Here is a 21,856-nt window from a genome sequence, read left to right on the forward strand (position 1 = left end):
TTGCAGCCCCGAACCTTGGGGCCTTGTAGGGGAGAGTGAGGGGCCAGAGGTCAGGCCCGGGGCTGCGGGGAAGTTTCCTGTTTGCCGTGGGCATAGTTGGACGGACCAGTCCGGCGGAAGTCTTCCCGAAAATGAGTGGGCTCGGGGCCGCGTTTGCCAGCGACCGCGTCGGCCAGATATGCGCCAACGATGGTATTCGCCTGACGTGCGGCATCCAGCAGACGCACCTGCGCGTGAGCTTCGTCAGTAATCAGTTCAGCCTCGGACAGATCGCGTGACCAGCGATCGTCTTCGGTCAGATAAATGACGTCTCCTTCCAGCAGGTCGTTGGCTGTAACCACTTTGGGTGTAAAAGCGCGGGCCATCAGGCAAGCTCCTTGTTGAATTCGGTCAGGGCCTCGGCTGCACGGCGCGGTGCAAGGCCAAAAAAGGTCAGTGCGGGGCCGTCCATTGCGGCGGCATGCAGATCGGCGGGCAATTGGTCCAGCGTCGTGGACAGCACCCTTTGGCCTGGGCGCGAAGCGTTTTCGACGGAGGTGACAGGGGTTGCGCGGTCAGCACCGTGCATGATCAGACGGCCCTGAATGAAACGGGCGGATTTCTTGCCCATATAGATTGCAGCCACGGAACCGGGACGCGCCAGTGCATTCCAGTCATGGTCGGCAAAACCCTTCATGTCGTGACCCGTCAGGTACCGCACCGAGGAATTGCGACCGCGGCGCGTCAGGCTTTGACCGATGCCAGCAACAGCGGCAGAGGCGGCAGTGATACCGGGAATGATCTGCCAGGAAACACCTGCAGCCTCAACCGCTTCGATTTCTTCGTCCAGACGTCCGAATACAGTGGGGTCCCCCGACTTCAGACGGACCAAACGCTGACCCTTCAGTGCGTAGTCCACCAACAATGCGTCGATGTCTTCCTGTTTCCATGAGGGTCCGAAGCCGGCCTTGCCAACATCGACCAATTCAGCGGTCTTGCCGGCCAACGCCAGAATTTCGAGGCTGATCAGGCGGTCATGCAGGACGATATCCGCATGCTCAAACGCGTTCAGCGCCTTAAGCGTCAGCAATTCCGGATCACCCGGACCTGCGCCGACGAAATCGACGTGCCCTTTATCCGTATATGTGTGCGATTGCCGCATCTGAGGATCTCGACCTGTGTTTGACTTGATCCTCAATATAGGAAATATTCCCGGAATAACGCCATATAGGCGATAAAATAAGAACGCACGTTCCGCACAGGCTGAGCTTTGGGACGTGGGTTCCGGAAATGGAAGGAAATTGGAATGTCGGTGCGGATTGATGATACGGATCGGAAAATTCTGGTCGAGCTGCAACGCGACGCCAGTCAGTCACTGGATGAAATCGCTGCAAGGGTCGGCAGTTCCAAGACACCCGTCTGGAACCGAATCCGAAAACTCAAAAGTGCAGGGGTCATTGGTCAACAGACAGTGTTGCTGGATGCCGAGGCACTGGGGTTCGAGGCGACGTTCTTTGTTCTGATCCGGACTTCCGAACATGAGGCCGAGTGGCAGCGTAAGTTCCTAAAGGCGCTGCGGGACCGTCCAGAAGTGCAGGAGGCGCACCGCCTTGCGGGGGACATCGATTACATCCTCAAGGTGCGCGTCAGAAATGCCCGCGCCTATGACGATTTTTATCAGACCCTGATCTCGGAAGTGCGGGTGCACAACGTCACGGCTCTTTTGTCGATGGAAGAGATCAAATCGACGACGATGCTGCCGCTGGGTGCGCTGGTTGTTGGTTAACGAAGTGGGGGGGCGCTGCCCCCGCCGCGCTGGAACGCGTCTCCCCCGGGATATTTGGGGCCAGATGAATAAAGGATCCGATTTCATCTGGCTATAAATAATCCCGCCGGAGGCATAGCGCATTATGCGCTATTCAGTCGGCGTGTGCTGGAACTCAGACGTGAACAAGAAGCCTAGTAAGCCCATGAAAGTGATAGCTGTTCGAATATTCCGGCTGTGCCGACAGTCGTAGTTCTGGCGCCCGCTGAAACAACACCTGCAGTGCGATGCGCATCTCGAGACGGGCCAGCGGGGCGCCGACGCAAAAGTGCAGGCCGCCGCCGAAACTGGTGTTTGTGACAATGGGCCGGGTTGGATCGAAGGTGTTCGGTGCATTCCAGACCGCGGGGTCGCGGTTTGCGGCACCCAGCAACAGCGCAACCTCATCGCCACGGCTGAAGCGGTGATCAAAGATCTCCACATCCTCATAGGCATAACGCGTGAACATGTGCAGTGGGGGATCATATCGCAGAATTTCTTCAACGGCGGCATCGTTATCGTCGGGCGCAAGTGGACGGAATCCGGTTTGCAACAGGGTTTTCACCCCGTTCCCCAGGGAGTGAACCGTGGCCTCGTGCCCGGCGTTCAGCAACAGGATGCAAGTGGCAGCCAGTTCGTCGCGGGACAGTTTTTCTCCGTCCTCTTCGGCCGCTATCAGGCGCGTGATCAGATCGTCACGGGGTTCGCTGCGGCGCTGTTCGATATAGCGGGTCAGAAAATCGGTAAACTCCCGTGCGGCCCGGGCCGCGTTGTCCCCGGTCTGGTGGTTCCGGCTGGCCTGATACATCGCGACCATGTCATGCGACCATCGCAGCAACTGTGGTGACATGTCCTCGGGGACGCCCAGAAGACGGCAGATCGTAATGACCGGTACCTGAGTGCAATAGGCGTCCAGAAGGTCGAACTCTGTCGCGGGGAACCGGTCTATCAGGGTGTGGCAAAGCTGCTCGATCGAAGGCGCCAGGGACGCGATTGAACGTGTGGTGAAGGCGCGCATGACGAGGGCGCGCAGCCGCGTGTGCCGTGGAGGTTCAGCTTCAAGCAAGGAATGCGCTTCGACATTCAACCACGGCGCCAGATGGGCGGGGCCGGGTTCTCGCAATTCTGCCGGAACCTCTCGGCCAAACCTCCGATCCTTCAGCAGGGCTTGCACAGCGCGATAAGAAACAGCGGCCACTTTATTGTAGTCGCCCCAATACACAAGGTCGCCGTACTGGCGCGCCTCGTCATAGAATGGGTAGGGGTTTTGCACGAAGCCGGGCTCGACCGGCGATTGAAAAAGCGTCTTCATGCTGCGCAGACTTGCCATGAGGCGCGTCGAATGCAAGACCCTATGTCATGTATCGAGTCTGGGTGATCCTTGGATTTCTGTTTGTCGTCGGACTGTTGTCTGCCGGGGTCTGGTCCTACGCCTATCGTCAAGCCCTGTCGCAACTGAGCGAAAAGGCCGAGGCAGATCTTGAACTTGCAGCAGACCGGCTGAGCACGCAGATGCAGGTGTATCAGGAGCTGGCGGTCCTGATGGCCGATCATCCAGCCCTGCACGAGTTAGAAACCCCGGCAGACAGGCAGGCGGCCCGGTCCCTGCTGCTGGATGTGTCCGACAAGACTGCTGCAGTGAACATGATGTATTTGGATTCCAACGGGCAGGTTCTGGTCGCGGCTCAGCCGGTAAGGCAGCCCGACATGGCCGGATATCCTGCTTTTGAGCGCGCCATGCAGGGGGCCATGGGAAGTGCCCATGGGGCCCTGCCGGAAAGCGGTGATCGGATTTATTCCTATGCGGCTCCGACCTTTGGACCGTCGGGGCAGGTTGAGGGTGCTTTGATGGTTGTCGCGGACGTGCAGGATGTTGAGCAAACCTGGCGCGGCAGCACCGAAGCGGTATTCTTCGTGGATGCGGAAGGCGTTGTCTTCATCTCGAACAGGTCCGATCTTCTGTTCTGGCGGCGCGCAGAGGGACAACAAGGGCTTTCACCGCCGGATGGCGGCACGGTCGATTTCAGCTCGACCCGGGTCGCCGGGCATGAATTGTGGACGCTGAACTGGGGGCGTTATTTGCCCCGTCACGCGCTGCACCTGACGCTTGACCTGCCGGTTATCGATATGACGGCCGAGGTGCTGGTGGACGTAGCACCGGCCCGGCGCTTGGCGGGATTACAGGCCGCCGCAGTTGCCGCAATCTGTCTGGCCTTTGGGGCGTTACTTTTTCTGGCAACTGAGCGCAGGCGCACATTGGCCGAGGCAAACACTGTTCTGGAAAGCAAAGTCGCGCGGCGGACCCGTGATCTGACGGATGCAAACCTGGCCTTGCGGCGCGAAGTGTCCGAGCGGATGGAAGCGGAAGCCGCACTGAAGCGCGCGCAATCTGATCTGGTGCAGGCCGGAAAGCTGAGCGCGTTGGGGCAAATGTCAGCCGGTATCAGCCACGAGTTGAACCAGCCGCTTATGGCCATTCAGCAGTTTGCGGATAATGGCGCCGCGTTCATGGAGCGCGGTCGGAGTGAAAAGGCCCGCGAAAACCTGGGGCGTATTTCAGAAATGGCGGCGCGTATGGCCCGTATCATCAAGAACCTGCGCGCCTTCGCCAGAAATGAAAGCGAACCGATGGGAAAGGTGGATCTTGTTCAAGTCATCAATACAGCCGTCGAACTGACCTCGGCACGGTTGCACGCTGAAGGGGTCACAGTGGATTGGCAGCCCGATGTAGAACCGGTCTTCGCCTGGGGTGGTGAGGTTCGGCTTGTTCAGGTTTTCGTCAACCTCATCAACAACGCCGCAGATGCCATGAGCGAACAGGACGATCGATATATTCGCATATGGATCGACACAGATGCGAGAGTATCCGTCACCGTGCGCGACAACGGTCCGGGAATCGAGGATCCCGAAAAACTGTTTGAACCCTTCTATTCGACCAAGGCCGTTGGTTCGTCCGAGGGTATGGGGCTGGGCCTGTCGATTTCTTATGGGCTGGTTCAGAGTTTCGGCGGCGACATTCGGGGTTACAATTCACAGAGTGGCGCGTGTTTTACCGTCGAGCTGGATTATTACGAGGATGACAAGGCCGCATGATGCACAAAGTCCTACTGGTTGACGACGATGCGGCGGTTCGGGACGCCCTGGCGCAGACGCTGGAACTGGCCGATTACGCTCCGATTCCAGCAGGGTCATTTGTGGCCGCGAAAGACCATATCCAGGCCGAATTTCCCGGTGTCATCATCTCGGACATCCGCATGCCGGGGCGAGACGGGTTTCATCTGCTGAATTACGCGCATGAAATCGACCCCGATCTGCCGGTCATCCTTCTGACCGGAGAGGGCGACATTCCGATGGCGGTGCAGGCCATGGGGCAGGGTGCCTTCGATTTCCTTGAAAAACCCTGTGCCGCTGCCGACCTTCTGGCGGTTCTGAAGAGGGCCATGGAAGCCCGTGCGCAGGTTCTGGAACAGCGCGCATTAAAACGCGAATTGGAACGAGGTGATCCCGCCGCCCGATTGTTGTTCGGACTGTCCCAGCAGGCCGAAGCACTGCGCGAACGTGTCCGCACCGTAGCACCGACCAACGCCGAGGTTCTGGTAACCGGGCCGGCTGGAAGTGGAATATCCAAGGTTGCCGAAGTGGTCCATATGATGTCGCCGCAGGCGCAGGGGCCCTTTGTCAAGCGGCCATCCTCGGGTCTGACCGCGGCGGAGCTGGTGCAGGTCTGTCATGACGCCGCTGGTGGCTCGCTGTTTCTGGATGAAGTGTCGGCAATGCCCGAAGCTACGCAGTATGCCGCGCTTGAGATTGTCGAGCAGGGCGCCGGGGTCCGCATTCTGGCGGGCACCACAGCGGACCTGTCGGCATTGTCTTCGCAGGGCCGTTTTCATGCGGATCTGTTCTATCGCCTTGACGTCATGCGGGTGCGCATCCCCTCGCTGGCAGAGCGTCCCGAGGATATTCCGGTGATCTTTCGCCACTATGTCGCGCAGGCCGCTGAACAGGCGGGGATTGCCGCGCCCGAGATAACCTCGGAACATCTGGCGTCCTTGATGGCCAGCGACTGGCCGGGCAATGCGCGCTCGCTGATGTCCGCTGCGATGCGATTTGTTCTGGGAATGCCCGAAGATGTCGCGCAGGCTGCTGATCTGGGGCTGAGCGAGCAGATGGCGCGTGTCGAACGTTCGCTGCTGATCACCGCCTTGGGTCGGCATAACGGGAAGGCCACAGAAGCGGCGCGTGCACTGAAGCTGCCGCGAAAGACGTTTTACGACAAATTGGCACGCTACGGCATCCGCCCGGAAGACTATCGGCGGTGACGCGACCGCGCGGCCCAGTTTTACCTAAAAATTCTGCGGTTATGCGCGCTTGGCGGAGTATCCCGCCCCAAGGGAGTTGCTACCGGTGCGAATCTCCGGGTGTTTGATTCGGAACTCGTGAGTCGCCGTAGTGCGGAAATCCGCACAGTGCGCCAAAGGCCTGTGCGGATTTCCGCACATGGCTTCTTGGAGATCCTGAAGTTTCAGGTATTAAGTTCATATACTTATTTGATAAAAAACAATAAAATATCAAAAAAACAGCTATGAAACAAAAAGTTGTGAGAAGAGATTTGATTCGGTTCACTTCGCGTCATGGGGCGCTGCAAGAGTGCCCGATGAAGGGTTCTAGGAAGTCTGGGAGGACAATACAGATGAAAATCCTGACAACAGCTGCAACCGCACTTGCGCTGACTGTGACGGCTACTGCCGGGATGGCGGCGTGCGAAGATGGCGAAATTGTCGTTAAGTTTGCACACGTGACCAACACCGACAAGCATCCGAAAGGCATCGCTGCTTCGCTGCTGGAACAACGCGTCAACGACGAGATGCAGGGCGTCATGTGCGTGGAGGTCTATCCGAACTCCACGCTCTACAATGACGACAAGGTTCTTGAGGCGATGCTGCAGGGCGACGTTCAATTGGCCGCGCCGTCGCTATCGAAGTTCGAAAAGTTCACCAAACAGTTCCGCCTGTTCGACCTGCCGTTCATGTTCAAGAATATCGACGCCGTGGATGCCTTCCAGGCCTCGGCGGACGGTCAGGCGATGAAAGACAGTATGCAGCGCCGCGGCCTGCAGGGTCTGGCCTTCTGGCACAATGGCATGAAGCAGATGTCGGCGAACAAACCGCTGGTTGACCCATCTGATGCGGATGGCCTGAAGTTCCGGGTTCAGTCCTCGGACGTTCTGGTTGCGCAGATGGAAGCCATCGGTGGCAGCCCGCAGAAGATGGCATTCTCGGAAGTTTACGGCGCGCTGCAGCAGGGCGTGGTGGACGGACAGGAAAACACCTGGTCGAACATCTACGGCAAGAAGTTCTTCGAGGTGCAGGACGGCATCACAGAAACCAACCACGGTATCATCGATTATCTGGTGGTGACGTCGGTCGACTGGCTGGACAGCCTCGAGCCGGAAGTGCGTGATCAGTTCCTGACCATTCTGAGCGAAGTGACCGAGACCCGGAACAAGGAAGCCTTTGCCGTGAACGAAGCGGCCAAAGCCTCGATCACGGACGCCGGTGGAATTATTCGCGAACTGAACCCTGAACAACGTCAGGCCTGGGTCGATGCAATGAAGCCCGTTTGGGACAAGTTCGCTGACGACGTAGGTCAGGAAAAGATCGACGCCGCTCAGGCAATCAACGCCGGGTTCTGATCCCGGTCCAGGCCGCGCGTCAGGGGACTGGGGAGTTATCGACGCGCAGGCCGGGCGGGCCGAAAAGGCCCGCCCCAATCCTTCTCAACAATAAAAATGTGGGGACAGATAGATGTCTGGTGCGAAATCCGGCCATGGCGGGCTGGTCGACCATATCGAAGAAACCCTGATTGCGTTGCTCCTGGGCCTGATGACGGCCGTTACATTTGCAAATGTGATCGCGCGGTTCTTCTTTAATTCGAACATATTGTGGGCGCTTGAACTGACAGTGTTCATGTTTGGCTGGCTGGTATTGCTTGGCGCATCTTATGCGGTGAAGAAACACGCGCATCTGGGGGTCGACGCCATCCTGAACATGCTGGCCCCGGCGCCGCGCCGGATACTGGCGCTGATCGCCGTAGCGTGCTGTCTGGTGTTTTCGCTGCTGCTGCTGAAAGGGTCGTATGACTATTGGGCTGTGTTTGCCGACCTGCCACCCACATCCGGACGCTGGTTCCCGACAGGGTTCGATAGCGGAGCGCGCAGCCAGAGTTTCTACGAGGTTGACGATATTCCCATGGTCGCGCCGCTGCGCTTTCTTGAGGGCCTCATAAACTATGGCGAGGAATACGAGAAGCTTCCCAAGGTGGTGCCGTATCTGGTGTTGCCAGTTTCCATGCTGCTGCTGGTGATCCGCTTTTCGCAAGTCGCAGTGCAAATCTGGCGCGGTGAAACCGATCGTCTGGTCGCCAGCCACGAAGTCGAGGACGAGATCGAAGAAGTCCGGGCTCAGCAAGGAGAGCATGACTGATGGATGTAGTTCTTCTTTTCTCGATGGTCATTGGCCTGCTGCTGATCGGTGTTCCGATCGCGGTTGCACTTGGCCTCAGCTCGACCCTGTTCCTGCTGATCTATTCCGACAGTTCGCTCGCTTCGGTTGCTGGTACGCTGTTTGAGGCGTTCGAGGGGCACTTCACTCTGCTCGCGATCCCGTTCTTTATCCTGGCGTCGTCCTTCATGACGACGGGGGGCGTGGCGCGCCGGATCATTCGCTTTTCGATTGCCTGTGTGGGCCATTTGCCCGGCGGGCTGGCGATTGCGGGCGTGTTCGCCTGTATGTTGTTTGCAGCCTTGTCGGGGTCATCCCCTGCGACGGTGGTCGCAATCGGTTCGATCGTTATCGCTGGAATGCGACAGGTTGGGTATTCCAAAGAATTCGCGGCCGGTGTGATCTGTAACGCCGGAACCCTGGGTATCCTGATCCCGCCTTCGATCGTCATGGTGGTTTATGCAGCGGCAGTCGAGGTTTCGGTTGGTCGCATGTTCCTGGCAGGCGTCATTCCGGGCCTGTTGGCCGGTTTGATGCTGATGGTCGCAATCTATGTGATGGCGAAGGTCAAGAAACTGCCCAAGGGCGACTGGAAAGGCTGGGGCGAGATATTCGCATCAGCGCGTGAAGCTGGTTGGGGCCTGTTCCTGATCGTGATCATCCTGGGCGGCATTTACGGCGGTATCTTCACGCCGACCGAAGCCGCAGCGGTGGCCGCGGTTTATGCGTTCCTGATCGCCTGCTTCGTCTACAAGGACATGGGGCCGCTTAGCAGCGAGGGTGACGCGCAGAATATCTCGCTGTTGAAGAAACCCTATGCTCTGGTCACGGCGCTCTTTCACCCGGATACCAAGCACACGCTGTTCGAGGCTGGAAAGCTGACCGTCACACTATTGTTCGTGATTGCCAACGCACTGATCCTGAAACATGTGTTGACCGACGAACAGGTGCCGCAGCATATCGCCAGCGCAATGCTGTCGGCAGGCCTGGGACCGGTTACGTTTTTGATTGTGGTCAACGTGATCCTACTGATCGGTGGTCAGTTCATGGAACCCTCTGGCCTGCTCGTCATCGTTGCGCCGCTGGTGTTCCCGATTGCCATCGAGCTGGGCATCGACCCGATCCACCTGGGCATCATCATGGTGGTGAACATGGAGATCGGAATGATCACGCCACCGGTCGGCCTGAACCTGTTCGTGACCTCGGGCGTTGCGGGAATGCCGATGATGGGCGTCGTGAAGGCTGCGCTGCCATTCCTTGCGGTGCTGTTCGTCTTCCTCATCATGGTGACGTACATTCCATGGTTGTCGACCTTCCTGCCCAACACCTTCATGGGGCCGGAAATCGTGACCAATTAGACAGCGTCTAAATGACAATGCAAAAATCCGGGCGGCGCGATCCGCCCGGTTTTATCTTGAAGAACAGAATTGAGTGACTATCTGCCACTCAGAGGACGACCTCCCCAAAATGGGAAATTCTCCGGGACGGCCCGGGCAAAACGAGGTCTCTCATATGCCCTGGATCATTCTGTTAACTGCCGGACTGCTTGAAATCGTCTGGGCCTTTGCCATGAAGCAATCGGCCGGTTTTACCCGGTTTTGGCCCACCGCGATTATGGGCGTGTCGATGTTGGGCTCGTTCGTCCTGCTTGCGCTGGCAATGCGGACGCTGCCATTGGGCACAGCTTATGTCGTCTGGACAGGGATTGGCGCCGTTGGCGCGTTTCTGGTCGGTATAATGTTTCTGGGCGAAGCGGTAACCGCCGCGCGCACTTGCGCGGCGGTTCTGATCGTGGCCGGGATGATCACGATGAAACTTGCCTGATCAGGCGTTTTCCAGTGCCTCGATGATCCCCGAGAAGTCGGCGGCTTTCAGGCTTGCGCCGCCAACCAGCGCACCATCGACATTGGAGACGGCGAAAATATCTGCGGCGTTGCTAGGCTTTACCGAACCGCCATAAAGCAACCGGACCGAACGCCCGACCCCTTCGCCAAAGCGGCGCTCCAGACGCGCGCGGATAAAGTCGTGAACCTCTCCGATTTCGTTCAGAGTGGGTACTTTTCCGGTTCCGATGGCCCAGATCGGCTCATATGCGACGATGAGGTTCTCACCGGTCGACTGATCCGGAATGGACCCCGACATCTGGCCGCCAATAATATCAAGCGTATTGGCGGCTTCGCGTTGTTCCAGACTTTCACCGACGCAGATAACGGTCTTAAGCCCGACGTCCATCGCGACGCGGGCTTTGGCGCGAATGTCCTCATTCTGTTCGGAATGATCCTCGCGTCGTTCCGAATGCCCCAGAATGACGGTCGTTGCGCCAGCGTCGACCAGCATGTCGGCGCTGATATCGCCGGTGTGGGCGCCGTTCGGGGCCGCGTGGCAATCTTGGCCGCCGATAGTAATGCCGGTTCCCTGCGTGGCCTGCGCGGCACGGTGAACCAGTGTGGCAGGAGGGCAGATCAGAATATCGACAGTTGGGGCAGGGTGGGTGCTGGCCAGCACCTCAAGCTCGCCCAGCGCTTCGCTGGTTCCGTTCATTTTCCAGTTTCCAGCCGCCAGCTTGCGCCGCATCCCTGCACCTCTTCATTTTGACATCATTTCATTTTCGGATAGCACCCTACGCCCCACCTGACAATTCCGCGCAAGGGGTGCTGGTCGGTCAATCGCCGGAAATTCCGTCTGCGCCAATACACACGGTTCGCCTGATCAAAAGGTGGCCGGAAACCCGGGAGCTTTGGGGAGAATGTTGATGCGACGCACAAACGCCTTATCGCTGTTCAGTCAGCGCCTCGTCGAACTTGATCGACTCGCCGCAGCCGCATGCATCAACAACATTTGGATTACGGAACTTGAAGCCGGACTCCAACAGAGTGACCTCGTAGTCGATCTCGGTCCCGAACAGGAACATTTGCGCCATGGGCGCAATCATGACCCGTGCACCGTCCTGTTCGACAACCTCGTCGTTAGGGTCCGCCTGATCCACATAGTCCATGGTATATTCCATGCCGGCGCATCCGCCTTTTTTCACGCCGATGCGCAGCCCGGCATGTCCGGCCGAGGCCATCAGACGAGCAATTTGCTCGGCCGCCTTGGGCGTCATGGTTACAGCCTGTTTGCCAGGAATGCCAAACATCAGGGGATCTCCGTCGTCGCGTTGACACTAATTTAGGGCTTTCGATCACCGGGCTCAAGTGAGCGCGGCCTATGATTGCTAAGATTTGCTTTGAAACGGCCGGTATGCGGGCACCGGTCGCCTTGCACCAGCGCAGCTGGCCGGATTAGCCTGTTCCGAAGGGGCAACAGATATCCGTCCTTCGGTTCAACAACAATCACGAGGTTTTCAAATATGGCATCGCGGTCAAAATATCTGAAATTTTATGCGCCGCTGGCGTTGTTGGGGCTGAGTTACGCCGTTTTGGCTGGCACTGCCTGGGCTGCGTCGGACGGGCCCAGACACCCTGTCAATTGCGCAACCGCTAAAGGCGATCTGCGCGCGATTGCGTCAGAAAAGAAGCATGCCGAAGACAAGCAGTTGGAAAGTGTGGCGGCAATTACGCCTGCGGGCGCATTGCTTGGACTGGTAACCGGCACCGAAGGCAAAAGACTGCAAATGCTGTCCGGAGATTACGACAAGCAATTGGACGATAGGGCAGCAGAGATCAAATCGACCTGCGGCAATCAGTAAATTGCAGTTTACCCTGAACGTTCTGGACCGCCCTCGGGCAAGAGCGGTCCAATATTCGGGCCGGAGATTTCAAGGAGGGCAGGCGATCCAGCAGCCCGTGCGAACGACAAATGGAATGCACTATTTCGTCGACACACCGATTTGTTGCGCAGGTGTATGAAAGTTTTGCTACAGCCGTGTAACAGTTGGATGACTTTTTGACGACAACAGATTGTTTTTAGAAGATAATTCTCTGGTTACATAAATCCGAGTTCCAGTCGGGCCTCGTCAGACATCATTTCCATTCCCCACGGTGGTTCCCAGGTCAGTTCGACGTCAACTTCCTTGATGCCAGCAACCGGCTCAACAGCTTCAACGATCCAGCCCGGCATGTCTCCGGCGACGGGGCAGCCCGGTGCGGTCAGGGTCATGATGACTTTGACTGCATTGTCCTCGGCAATCTCGATTGTGTAGATTAGCCCGAGATCATAGATATTCACTGGAATTTCAGGATCATAAACCGTTCGGCATGCCTCGACCACGGCCTCGTACAAGGGGTGTTCGATGGTCGAAGGGGCAATCAGCGGCGTGCCTTCAAACTGTTCACTGGGATGCGTCATTCTTGCCTCGGGTTTGTTACCTGAGAAAATATATAGGGAAAGGCCGGACCAGCGTCCAGTGCGGCAATGGCGCCCGCCTTGGGCGCCACCCCCGTTCAGTCATTGATATCGTGGTTGAACGTTTTGACCTGACCATGGGGCAGCGCGAATATGCGCCGAAGAACCAGCCAGGACACCAGCGACAACACCGCGAAGATCAGCAACAGTATCGGCAGCGAGGGTGTAAGCCCCGGCAAAATCAGCAGGATACCCGTGATTGCGGCACCGATGGCAAAGCCAAGAAAGATGAAACCCGGCAGCACGATTTCAAGGATTCCCAAGGCCAATGCGGCGGCCATCCAGATCCACCAGGTCAGCCAGAAGGGATCTGCCATCATTTTGCTCCTTTCAGCATCTTGAACGCATCACCGAAAGCCTCAAGGGCGTTTGCCGGCACGACGATCGTCTGTTTTCCGGTCCCGTTGCCCAATGCGTTAAGCGATTCGACCTGTTTCAGAGCGACCTGATACTGAGCGGCCTCGATACCGTTGTCCTGAATTGCCTTGGCAACGACACCGGTCGCATAAGCCTCGGCTTCGGCTTGAATACGCCGGGCCTTGGCGGTTTGTTCCGCCGCATAAAGTTCGGCATCTGCCTGCAGTTCAACAGCGCGTTTCATGCCTTCGGCTTCGGTTACCTGAGCCCGGCGCGCGCGTTCGGCATTCAGCTGCTGCAGCATGGCGTCACGGGTCGCTTGGTCCAAATTAACGTCCAGAATTTCGGCGCGGGTCACTTCGATGCCCCAGTCATCGACGGCTGTTTCGACACTTTCCTGGATTTGGGAGATCAACTGGGCGCGGTTCGACTGTACTTCATCCAGATCCATTTTGCCGATCTCAGCGCGCACGATACCTGCCACCGTGGTCGCAATCGCACCGTCGACGTCACGGATTCGGTAGACTGTCTTTTCAGGCTCAAGAATGCGGTAGAACACCGATGTATCGATCTGGACCAGAACGTTATCCTTGGTGATCGCATCCTGCGTCGCGTTTGGAAGCTGACGTTCAAGAATGGATATCTTGTGGCGCGCAACATCTAGGAAAGGAACGATAAAATTTATCCCGGGTCCCAAAACCGAGTGCAGCCGACCGAAGCGTTCAATCACGAACTTTTCGGATTGAGGGACGATCTTAATGCCCTTCAGGATGACGATTACGATTAGGGCCGCCGCCAGCAGGTAAATGATGTTCGATGAAAGCAATCCGATGATCTGATCTTCGGTCATTTCTGTCCTCTTTATTGTGTACTATGGTATACACTTGGGGGTTGAGTCGCCCGATTTCAACTCTGGTATGGACAGATTGGCCTCGGATGCAAACCAGTGAAGGCGTCGAAGTTCGAGGGAAGACAACAGATGTGTCCGCTTTGCATCCCGTCATGATTGCGGTATCGGGCGCATATGAAACTGATTATCGACACAGATCCGGGAATCGACGATGCGATGGCTATTGCCTACGCCGCCGCCGCGCCGGAAATTGACCTGATTGGTCTGACGACCATTTTCGGAAACACGCATGTGCATCAATCCAGCCGTAATGCGCGGTTTTTGCTGCACAAACTCGGCCTTGATGCTGCAGTCGCGGAAGGCGCAGCCTTTCCGCTTGAGACGGACGCACATGTGCCGTCCGAACATGTCCACGGGCCGGAAGGGTTCGGAGACCTGACGGAAATCCCGCAGATCGGCGAAAACCATCACCTGCTAGCGGCGGAATATCTGGTCGAAATGGCACGCGAACACAAAGGCGAACTGGTCGTGTGTGCAGTTGGTCCGTTGACCAACATCGCGGATGCGATGCGCTTGGACCCGGAGTTTTCCCAAAATCTGGGTCGGCTGGTGATCATGGGGGGCGCCGTGTATTGCCCCGGAAACATCACCGCCCACGCAGAAGCCAACATTTACCACGATGCCCGAGCGGCGGATTTCGTTTTTGCGGCCCCACCGAATACGGTTCTGGTTGGATTGGACGTCACGCTGAAGACCTTGTACCGGGGTGCGGATTTCGATGCGTTGGCCGAAAAGTCAACAGATATGGGCGCTTTTTTGCGCGACATTTCAAAGTTTTACCTCAAGTTCTATAAGGAAGTCGGTGGGCTGGAAGGATGCGGCTTGCACGACTCGACCGCCGTAATTGCATGCTCTCACGAACCGATGTTCGACATGGTCGAGACAGGCCTGCGCGTGATCGTCGGTGGGGAGGAAAACGGTGCCACGCGGCCGGATCCCTCGCGTCCCGCAATTCGCGTTTGCAGTGATGTCGACGGCGAAGGGGTTGTGGCGTTGTTCACGGAGCGCGTTGTCACTTTGCCCTGACGGGTTGCAAAGGGCAGGCGGATCAGGCAAATCCTGCCCGGTTCAGCGACCCCGAGGCGACACAATGACAGACCGTTTTTCCTTTGATCTGAAGGCCACCGACGGCAAGGCCAGAACCGGCGTGATCTATACCCCGAGGGGTGAGGTTCGCACGCCTGCTTTCATGCCGGTCGGGACAGCCGCGACCGTCAAGGCGATGATGCCGGAAAGCGTTCGCGCCACAGGGGCCGATATCCTGTTGGGCAATACATACCACCTGATGTTGCGCCCCACCGCTGAGCGGATCGATCGCTTGGGCGGATTGCACAAATTCATGAACTGGGAGCGGCCGATCCTGACGGACTCGGGTGGATTTCAGGTCATGTCGCTGGCCGGGCTGCGCAAGCTTACGGAAAAAGGCGTGACCTTCAAATCCCATGTCGACGGATCAAAACATGAACTGACGCCCGAGCGGTCAATGGAAATCCAGCGGCTCTTGGGATCGGACATCGTCATGTGTTTCGATGAGTGCCCAGCGTTGCCAGCCGATCGGGAACGTATCGCAGAATCCATGCGCCTGTCGATGCGATGGGCCGACCGGTCGCGCGAGGCGTTTGGGGACCGTCCGGGCCATGCACTGTTCGGGATCATGCAAGGCGGGCTGGAACGCGACCTGCGCGAGGAAAGCGCCGAGGCATTGAAGAAAATCGGTTTCGAAGGCTATGCCGTCGGCGGTCTGGCAGTGGGCGAGGGGCAGGAAGCCATGTTCGACTGCCTTGAATACGCGCCGGACTATCTTCCCTCGGACAAGCCCCGTTACCTGATGGGTGTTGGCAAGCCTGACGACATCGTGGGTGCCGTCGCACGCGGGATCGACATGATGGATTGCGTGTTGCCGTCGCGGTCTGGGCGAACAGGGCAGGTTTTCACCCGTCGCGGTGTGGTCAACATCAAGAATGCCCGTCACACGGACGACCCGCGCCCGCTGGATGAAGCGTGCGGTTGCCCGGCCTGTTCAAACTATTCGCGCGCTTACCTTCACCATGTTTTCCGTTCGAACGAGATGATTTCGGGTATGCTGCTGACATGGCACAATCTGCACTATTTTCAAGAGATTATGCAGGGAATGCGAGACGCGATTTCCGAGGGTCGGTTTGCGGCTTGGCAAGGTGACTTTCACGCGCAGCGTGCGGAAGGGGATATTGAGCCTGTTTAGGCGGCAAATCCGGTTGGGTTTCAACAAAATTCGTGGATATGTCCGCGCGACGCCTTGCAGTCGGTAAATCATCCGGTCATTCTGATTGACGACAAACGGCGATGAGGTTGAAAACAGGCGGTCAGCGCCCCACCTTTATCGTCCAAGACAGGAGATGGCCAAAGGTTGCCTTTCTAGGGACCAGTGCCGTCTTGCCAATGATAAGGATTGAGCATGCAAGAGCCTCTGAATTCCTCATACCCCGTACTGCCTTTGCGCGACATCGTGGTTTTTCCGCACATGATCGTGCCGCTGTTCGTGGGGCGGGAAAAATCCGTCCGTGCACTGGAAGAAGTGATGCAGGACGACAAGCAGATATTGCTGTCCAGCCAGATTGATCCGGGTGACGACGATCCCACCATCGAAGGGATTTACCAGTCCGGTGTTCTGGCGAACGTGCTGCAACTGCTGAAGCTGCCCGATGGCACCGTCAAGGTGCTGGTTGAAGGGCAGGCACGCGTGCAGATCACCGAATTCCTCGAAAACGACGATTTCTTCGAAGCCCGTGCGGAGTATCTGACCGAGATACCCGGCGATGTGACCACGACCGAGGCGCTGCTGCGCACCGTTGCGGACGAGTTCGAGCGCTATGCCAAAGTGCGCAAGAACATTCCCGAAGAAGCGCTTGCAGCAGTTGGCGAGACAACTGAGCCCGCCAAGCTGGCTGACCTCGTGTCGGGTCATCTGGGCATTGAAGTCGAGCAAAAGCAGGAGTTGCTGGAAACTCTGTCCGTCAGCGAACGGCTCGAGAAGGTCTACGGCCTGATGCAGGGCGAAATGTCGGTTCTGCAGGTCGAGAAAAAGATCAAGACCCGCGTCAAATCCCAGATGGAGAAGACGCAGCGCGAGTATTATCTGAATGAGCAGATGAAGGCCATTCAGAAGGAACTTGGCGATGGCGAAGACGGCAGCAATGAAGTTGCCGAACTGGAAGCCAAAATCGCCGAGACCAAGCTGTCGAAAGAGGCGCTGGAAAAGGCGGAAGGCGAGCTAAAGAAGCTCAAGAACATGTCGCCGATGTCCGCCGAAGCGACCGTCGTGCGCAACTATCTGGACTGGATTCTGTCGCTGCCGTGGGGCACCAAGTCCCGTGTCAAAAAGGATCTGGGCCGGGCGCAGGACATTCTGGATGCCGATCACTACGGCCTTGAAAAGGTTAAGGAGCGGATCGTTGAATATCTGGCGGTTCAGCAGCGGTCGAAAAAGCTGAAAGGCCCGATCCTGTGCCTTGTTGGCCCTCCGGGTGTGGGTAAGACCTCGCTCGGTAAATCCGTTGCCAAAGCCACGGGGCGCGAGTTCATTCGAATCTCGCTGGGTGGCGTACGCGATGAATCCGAAATCCGCGGTCACCGTCGCACCTATATCGGTTCGATGCCCGGCAAGATCATCCAGGCGCTGAAAAAGGCGAAGACCACGAACCCGCTTATCCTGCTCGATGAAATCGACAAGATGGGGCAGGACTTCCGTGGCGACCCGGCTTCGGCAATGCTGGAAGTGTTGGACCCGGAACAGAACAGCACGTTCATGGACCACTATCTTGAAGTGGAATATGACCTGTCGAACGTGATGTTCCTGACCACGTCGAACAGCTACAACATGCCCGGGCCTTTGCTGGACCGGATGGAGATCATCCCGCTGGCCGGCTACACAGAAGAGGAAAAGAGCGAGATCGCCAAACAGCACCTGATCGGCAAACAGGTCAAGAACCATGGTCTGAAAACCAAGGAGTTTGATCTGACTGACGAGGCGCTCCAAAAGATCATTCGCATCTACACCCGTGAAGCCGGGGTGCGGAACCTGGAACGTGAAATCGCCAAGGTGGCGCGGAAATCGCTGACCAAGATCATCAAGAAAGAGGCTGAATCCGTCACGGTGACGCCGGACAATCTTGATGAATTCCTGGGCGTGCCGAAGTTCCGCTATGGTCTTGCTGAGCAGGACGATCAGGTTGGTGTTGTTACCGGTCTGGCTTGGACCTCGGTAGGGGGTGATCTGCTGCATATCGAGGCGCTGAAACTGCCCGGCAAAGGGCGGATGAAGACCACCGGCAAGCTGGGCGACGTGATGAAGGAATCCATCGACGCGGCCTCGTCTTACGTGCGGTCGATTTCACCTCAGATCGGTGTGAAACCGCCCAAGTTCGACACGTTGGATATTCACGTGCACGTTCCGGATGGGGCAACCCCCAAGGACGGTCCTTCGGCCGGTTTGGCGATGGTAACGTCGATCGTATCGGTCCTGACCGGAATTCCGGTGCGCAAGGACATTGCCATGACGGGCGAGGTGTCGCTTCGCGGGAATGCAATGCCGATTGGCGGTTTGAAAGAAAAGCTGCTAGCTGCCCTGCGGGGAGGCATCAAGACGGTGCTGATCCCGGAAGAGAACGAGAAGGATCTGGCGGACATTCCGGATAACGTTAAGGAAGGTCTTAAGATCATTCCGGTCAAGCATGTCTCGGAAGTTCTGGAACAGGCACTTGTTCGCGCGCCAGATCCCATCGAATGGGACGAAGCGGCCGAGGAAGCAGCGGCAGCCGCCGCCAAGGCACCCGACAGCACCGGACCGTCGGCGACTGCACATTAAGTTACCGGAAGTCAGGGCCGGGATACTGGCCACCTAAGAGAATATGGAGAAGCCTGCGGCAATTGCGGCGGGCTTTTTCATTTGGGTCACTCGGTTATTCAGAACCCGACAACGGGTTCCTTGGGATCCAGTATTTCTTCTTCGGCGATGTATTCCTGAAACTTTTCAGGGGATAGGGCTGAACGGACGGCAAGACTGAAGATCACGGCGGAAAACAGGATACACAGCAGAATATCCCAACCAAAGGGGATCTGCTTTTGCGCGCCTTCGCCGAATTGCCCAAGGAAAGAGATCAGCCCGATACCGGCAAAATAGGGCGCCAGCCACAAAGCTTCGGTCACGTCCATTTCGTCAAGACGGTTGCGGAACCGCAGCAGCAGAAGAACCATTCCAACGATCAATGCAATGCCAAGTCGCCAGACCGTGTCCCAACCGCTCCAGTAGACGACCAATGTGGCAACGGCAAAGGCCGTGACGGCGACCACCTTGACGGCCGGGATGCGGATCGAACGCGGGTGATCGGGCATGAGGTGGCGCAAGCAGACCACGGCGATTGGGCCGACGGCGAATGACAGGACGATGGCCGCTCCGTTCAACGCGATTACTGTGGCGAAAGGTACGGTCAGCAGGAAGAGCGTTCCGATCAGAAAATTCAGCGCCAGTGCCCAAAGCGGCACGCCGAACGAAGACAGCATTTGCAGGCGTTGCGGCAGGAAGCCGTTTTTGGACAACGCCATGGCAATACGCGCGTTCGAGCCAGTGGCCACCAATCCGTTGCCAAAAGGTCCGATCACCGAGCCGACGTTGAGCAGGCTGAAAAACCAGATGATCCCCACGGACATGATTATTCCGTCCAGCGGACCCTGACCGCCAAAGTTCAATTGTGCCCAACCGTTTTTCAGCATTTCGGGATCAAGCGCGCCGATGAATGCGATCTGAAGTCCCAGATACAGGGCCGCGCACAGAACGATGGATAGAACCAGGGCTGCAGGGATGGCGAATTTGGGATTTCGAACTTCACCGGCCATGTCGACGACGTGGCGAAATCCGATGAATGAGAATATCACGCCTCCGGTCGACACCGCTGCCATGATGCCCTGTAATCCATAGGGCGCAAAACCACCTGGTTGAGTGAAGTTTTCGGTGTTGAACCGTGTCGCGATCAGCAGGATCGACAGAACGATAGGAATAGCGATTTTGGCCCACGTCAGCGCGGCGTTGACCTGAGTGAAAAACTTCACCCCCAATGCGTTGACCGCGACGAACAGAAGCATGAAAACCAGCGCAACCGCAATGCCAGCCCCGGTCAGATCGCCGGTATCCGCAGCATGCAGCCAAGGCGCATAAGGCGCGAGGTATTTTAACATCGCCTCAACTTCGATTGGTGCGGTGGTGTTATATCCGATCCAGGCTGTCCACCCCATGGCCATCGAGACTATGTTGCCATGTGAAAACTGAGGCACCCGTGCAATTCCGCCGGATATCGGCAGCATGGCCGAGATTTCGGCGAATGTTATGGCCAGAACAAACATGGCAACCGCGCCGATAATCCAGGAAAGGATGGCCGCAGGACCAGCATGTTGCACGGCCAACATAGGCCCGAACAGCCAGCCCGAACCAATAATGCCACCAACCGAAATGAAGGTCAGGCCAACAAGACCAATATCGCGCTTCAATTCAGCCATAAACAATCCTGAAAACAATGCCCGGAATTACCGATCAATTCCGGTCAGGATAGGCGGGGGAAACGCGCTGTGACAAGCTTGCTCTCGAGCAACCCTCAATCAGCTCGACTTGTTGGTATTTAGGCAGCTCTGGCAGCACGCGTAAGCCAGCCTTGGTGTCACCGGGCTCCCAGCCAGACTCTAGTAGGCGGTTATTCTACGTCGCTTGATTCCAAACAGCCCAGCTATTGCGCCTATCAGTAGCAGTCCGCTGGCGGGCCGGGGAACGGCTGATACTTTTAGATTGTCCACCCGATAACTGGCACACCAATCGTTACACCAAACCGTGTTGGGTCCGAACGGGTCGTACAAGTCATTCCAATAGGGCCACTGATCGGGTTGTTCACGGTAAGTATCAACTGATCGATATGAGAGAACCCGCTAGATAACCTAAGCTTCTTTAGTTTCGGTATGACACTGTCCGACGTAAATTGTGTCTGCGTCGGGCCGATCGACTGCGTAGCCACCGTAGCCCCGTTTCGTACCCCAGTGAAAGTCAGAGTTGCCACCGGCGCAATTCCTGACGTTGCCCACTGGAAGTAGGCTTGGCTGTTATCGTCTGCCGGCCTAGGCCCCGATCCGGACATGAAAATCCGCAATGCGCCCCAAACATCAATAGATTTTGCCGTGAATGTTGTTCCGCTTATGGCTCTGATTGTTGACGTCAGAATGCCGCTATCGGAATGCAGGTACAGGTAGTTCCCGCCCAAATAGGTAAAGCTGGCGTTATAGGCAAATCCCTGGGACGTTCCGACAAAGTTCGACCCCGATGTACTTTGAATGTTGTGATCGAACGTAACCGTCAAAGCACTGGCTGCATTGGCCAAGCATACGGCTAACGCCGCAAATATATGTTTCATCGCAATACCCTCTATCAATGTCTCCAGATTAGTTAGAGAAGTATCACTTTGTAACTAGTCGTAGAGGCGGTTCTTTTAGAGAAATGAGGCTTGGACGCCCGGCCGCGTTTTGGCTTCTGGCACCCATTCCTGTCGCCAGATCCGACAAGTCATTGAAAAGATGGTGGGTGATAAGAGATTTGAACTCCTGACATCTTCGATGTGAACGAAGCGCTCTACCACTGAGCTAATCACCCGTGAGGCCGCCTCTTACAGTGTGTCAGTCCGGTTCGCAAGATCAGATGCAGGTGGCGCAGAAACTTTGCTTGCCCTCAGCGCATTTCACGCAGAACCCGGCGCCTGTTCAAAGGGTGGGTTCGGGAAAAAATCAGGATAAGGCAAAAAACTTGAAAACGCCGCTTGACGATGCCGGGGCGTGGCCATAATACACCCCAACGTTCAGAGCGAACGGGCAGCGGGCGGTTGTAGCTCAGTTGGTTAGAGTACCGGCCTGTCACGCCGGGGGTCGCGGGTTCGAGCCCCGTCAACCGCGCCA

21 protein-coding genes and 2 tRNA genes are annotated in these 21,856 nt (G+C 57.1%); 12 read left to right on the forward strand and 11 right to left on the reverse strand.

Annotated elements, in window-relative coordinates; genetic code table 11:
* Window positions 1–50: 50 nt before the first annotated feature.
* Both AC2FIR_RS22195 and cobA read right to left on the reverse strand, forming a co-directional pair.
* Window positions 51–365, reverse strand: coding sequence for a DUF2849 domain-containing protein (locus tag AC2FIR_RS22195; protein WP_170676885.1), 315 nt, complete (start codon window positions 363–365; stop codon window positions 51–53).
* A complete protein-coding gene (gene cobA / locus AC2FIR_RS22200) occupies window positions 365–1,141 on the reverse strand; it encodes a uroporphyrinogen-III C-methyltransferase (protein WP_496763183.1) in 777 nt (258 codons plus the stop codon). Before cobA ends, AC2FIR_RS22195 begins: the two co-directional genes overlap by 1 nt.
* Window positions 1,142–1,285: 144 nt before the next feature.
* On the opposite strand from cobA, the gene AC2FIR_RS22205 reads away from it, so the two are divergent.
* Window positions 1,286–1,765, forward strand: coding sequence for an Lrp/AsnC family transcriptional regulator (locus tag AC2FIR_RS22205; RefSeq protein ID WP_170616790.1), 480 nt, complete (start codon window positions 1,286–1,288; stop codon window positions 1,763–1,765).
* A gap of 154 nt (window positions 1,766–1,919) precedes the next feature.
* On the opposite strand, the gene AC2FIR_RS22210 is transcribed toward AC2FIR_RS22205, so the two are convergent.
* Window positions 1,920–3,095 carry a cytochrome P450 gene (locus AC2FIR_RS22210; protein WP_496747334.1) on the reverse strand — a complete coding sequence of 392 codons (1,176 nt, stop codon included), beginning with the start codon at window positions 3,093–3,095 and terminating at the stop codon, window positions 1,920–1,922.
* A gap of 47 nt (window positions 3,096–3,142) precedes the next feature.
* Here AC2FIR_RS22210 and AC2FIR_RS22215 point away from each other — a divergent pair, with 47 nt between their 5' ends.
* The 6 genes from AC2FIR_RS22215 (at window position 3,143) to AC2FIR_RS22240 (ending at window position 10,107) form a co-directional block, all read left to right on the forward strand.
* On the forward strand, window positions 3,143–4,876 hold the full coding sequence (locus AC2FIR_RS22215) for a sensor histidine kinase (RefSeq protein ID WP_496747275.1): 1,734 nt from the start codon (window positions 3,143–3,145) through the stop codon (window positions 4,874–4,876).
* A complete protein-coding gene (locus tag AC2FIR_RS22220; RefSeq protein WP_496747273.1) occupies window positions 4,873–6,102 on the forward strand; it encodes a sigma-54-dependent transcriptional regulator in 1,230 nt (409 codons plus the stop codon). Before AC2FIR_RS22215 ends, AC2FIR_RS22220 begins: the two co-directional genes overlap by 4 nt.
* Before the next feature lie 371 nt (window positions 6,103–6,473).
* Window positions 6,474–7,475, forward strand: a complete 1,002-nt coding sequence (locus tag AC2FIR_RS22225) for a DctP family TRAP transporter solute-binding subunit (protein ID WP_170616796.1) — start codon at window positions 6,474–6,476, stop codon at window positions 7,473–7,475.
* A gap of 112 nt (window positions 7,476–7,587) precedes the next feature.
* Entirely contained in the window at window positions 7,588–8,265 is a 678-nt protein-coding gene (locus tag AC2FIR_RS22230; protein WP_480523892.1) for a TRAP transporter small permease, read from the forward strand.
* A complete protein-coding gene (locus tag AC2FIR_RS22235; protein WP_496747271.1) occupies window positions 8,265–9,641 on the forward strand; it encodes a TRAP transporter large permease in 1,377 nt (458 codons plus the stop codon). The genes AC2FIR_RS22230 and AC2FIR_RS22235 overlap by 1 nt, the downstream gene beginning before the upstream one ends.
* 154 nt (window positions 9,642–9,795) lie before the next feature.
* A complete protein-coding gene (locus AC2FIR_RS22240; protein WP_496747269.1) occupies window positions 9,796–10,107 on the forward strand; it encodes a DMT family transporter in 312 nt (103 codons plus the stop codon).
* Here the strand turns inward: AC2FIR_RS22240 and tpiA are convergent, their stop codons facing one another.
* The gene (tpiA, locus tag AC2FIR_RS22245; protein ID WP_496747267.1) at window positions 10,108–10,857 is read right to left on the reverse strand and encodes a triose-phosphate isomerase; all 750 of its coding nucleotides are present in this window, start codon (window positions 10,855–10,857) and stop codon (window positions 10,108–10,110) included.
* Window positions 10,858–11,053: 196 nt separating this feature from the next.
* Window positions 11,054–11,419 (reverse strand): HesB/IscA family protein, encoded by a 366-nt coding sequence (locus AC2FIR_RS22250; protein WP_170616808.1) that lies wholly within the window; start codon window positions 11,417–11,419, stop codon window positions 11,054–11,056.
* A gap of 213 nt (window positions 11,420–11,632) precedes the next feature.
* Here AC2FIR_RS22250 and AC2FIR_RS22255 point away from each other — a divergent pair, with 213 nt between their 5' ends.
* Window positions 11,633–11,971 (forward strand): hypothetical protein, encoded by a 339-nt coding sequence (locus AC2FIR_RS22255; RefSeq protein ID WP_496763186.1) that lies wholly within the window; start codon window positions 11,633–11,635, stop codon window positions 11,969–11,971.
* 236 nt (window positions 11,972–12,207) lie between these two features.
* Here the strand turns inward: AC2FIR_RS22255 and AC2FIR_RS22260 are convergent, their stop codons facing one another.
* The 3 genes from AC2FIR_RS22260 to AC2FIR_RS22270 form a co-directional block, all read right to left on the reverse strand.
* The gene (locus AC2FIR_RS22260) at window positions 12,208–12,570 is read right to left on the reverse strand and encodes an SUF system Fe-S cluster assembly protein (RefSeq protein WP_170616812.1); all 363 of its coding nucleotides are present in this window, start codon (window positions 12,568–12,570) and stop codon (window positions 12,208–12,210) included.
* Between the two features lie 95 nt (window positions 12,571–12,665).
* Window positions 12,666–12,944, reverse strand: coding sequence for an NfeD family protein (locus AC2FIR_RS22265; RefSeq protein WP_170616814.1), 279 nt, complete (start codon window positions 12,942–12,944; stop codon window positions 12,666–12,668).
* On the reverse strand, window positions 12,944–13,834 hold the full coding sequence (locus AC2FIR_RS22270; RefSeq protein WP_170616816.1) for an SPFH domain-containing protein: 891 nt from the start codon (window positions 13,832–13,834) through the stop codon (window positions 12,944–12,946). Before AC2FIR_RS22270 ends, AC2FIR_RS22265 begins: the two co-directional genes overlap by 1 nt.
* Before the next feature lie 174 nt (window positions 13,835–14,008).
* Between AC2FIR_RS22270 and AC2FIR_RS22275 the strand changes: the two genes are divergently transcribed.
* The 3 genes from AC2FIR_RS22275 to lon all read left to right on the forward strand — a co-directional run bounded on the left by AC2FIR_RS22275 (window position 14,009) and on the right by lon (window position 18,737).
* Window positions 14,009–14,920, forward strand: a complete 912-nt coding sequence (locus tag AC2FIR_RS22275; RefSeq protein ID WP_496747264.1) for a nucleoside hydrolase — start codon at window positions 14,009–14,011, stop codon at window positions 14,918–14,920.
* A gap of 64 nt (window positions 14,921–14,984) precedes the next feature.
* Window positions 14,985–16,115 (forward strand): tRNA guanosine(34) transglycosylase Tgt, encoded by a 1,131-nt coding sequence (tgt, locus tag AC2FIR_RS22280; protein ID WP_496747262.1) that lies wholly within the window; start codon window positions 14,985–14,987, stop codon window positions 16,113–16,115.
* A gap of 213 nt (window positions 16,116–16,328) precedes the next feature.
* The gene (gene lon / locus AC2FIR_RS22285; protein ID WP_496747261.1) at window positions 16,329–18,737 is read left to right on the forward strand and encodes an endopeptidase La; all 2,409 of its coding nucleotides are present in this window, start codon (window positions 16,329–16,331) and stop codon (window positions 18,735–18,737) included.
* Window positions 18,738–18,835: 98 nt separating this feature from the next.
* Here lon and AC2FIR_RS22290 read toward each other — a convergent pair whose 3' ends face one another.
* The 3 genes from AC2FIR_RS22290 to AC2FIR_RS22300 form a co-directional block, all read right to left on the reverse strand.
* The gene (locus AC2FIR_RS22290; RefSeq protein WP_496747260.1) at window positions 18,836–20,422 is read right to left on the reverse strand and encodes an APC family permease; all 1,587 of its coding nucleotides are present in this window, start codon (window positions 20,420–20,422) and stop codon (window positions 18,836–18,838) included.
* 278 nt (window positions 20,423–20,700) lie between these two features.
* Window positions 20,701–21,321, reverse strand: a complete 621-nt coding sequence (locus AC2FIR_RS22295) for a hypothetical protein (protein ID WP_496747258.1) — start codon at window positions 21,319–21,321, stop codon at window positions 20,701–20,703.
* A gap of 161 nt (window positions 21,322–21,482) precedes the next feature.
* Window positions 21,483–21,557, reverse strand: a tRNA-Val gene (locus AC2FIR_RS22300).
* A gap of 222 nt (window positions 21,558–21,779) precedes the next feature.
* Between AC2FIR_RS22300 and AC2FIR_RS22305 the strand changes: the two genes are divergently transcribed.
* Window positions 21,780–21,856: transfer RNA gene (locus AC2FIR_RS22305), tRNA-Asp, on the forward strand.

It is taken from the genome of Ruegeria sp. CDSB136, from assembly GCF_059610965.1.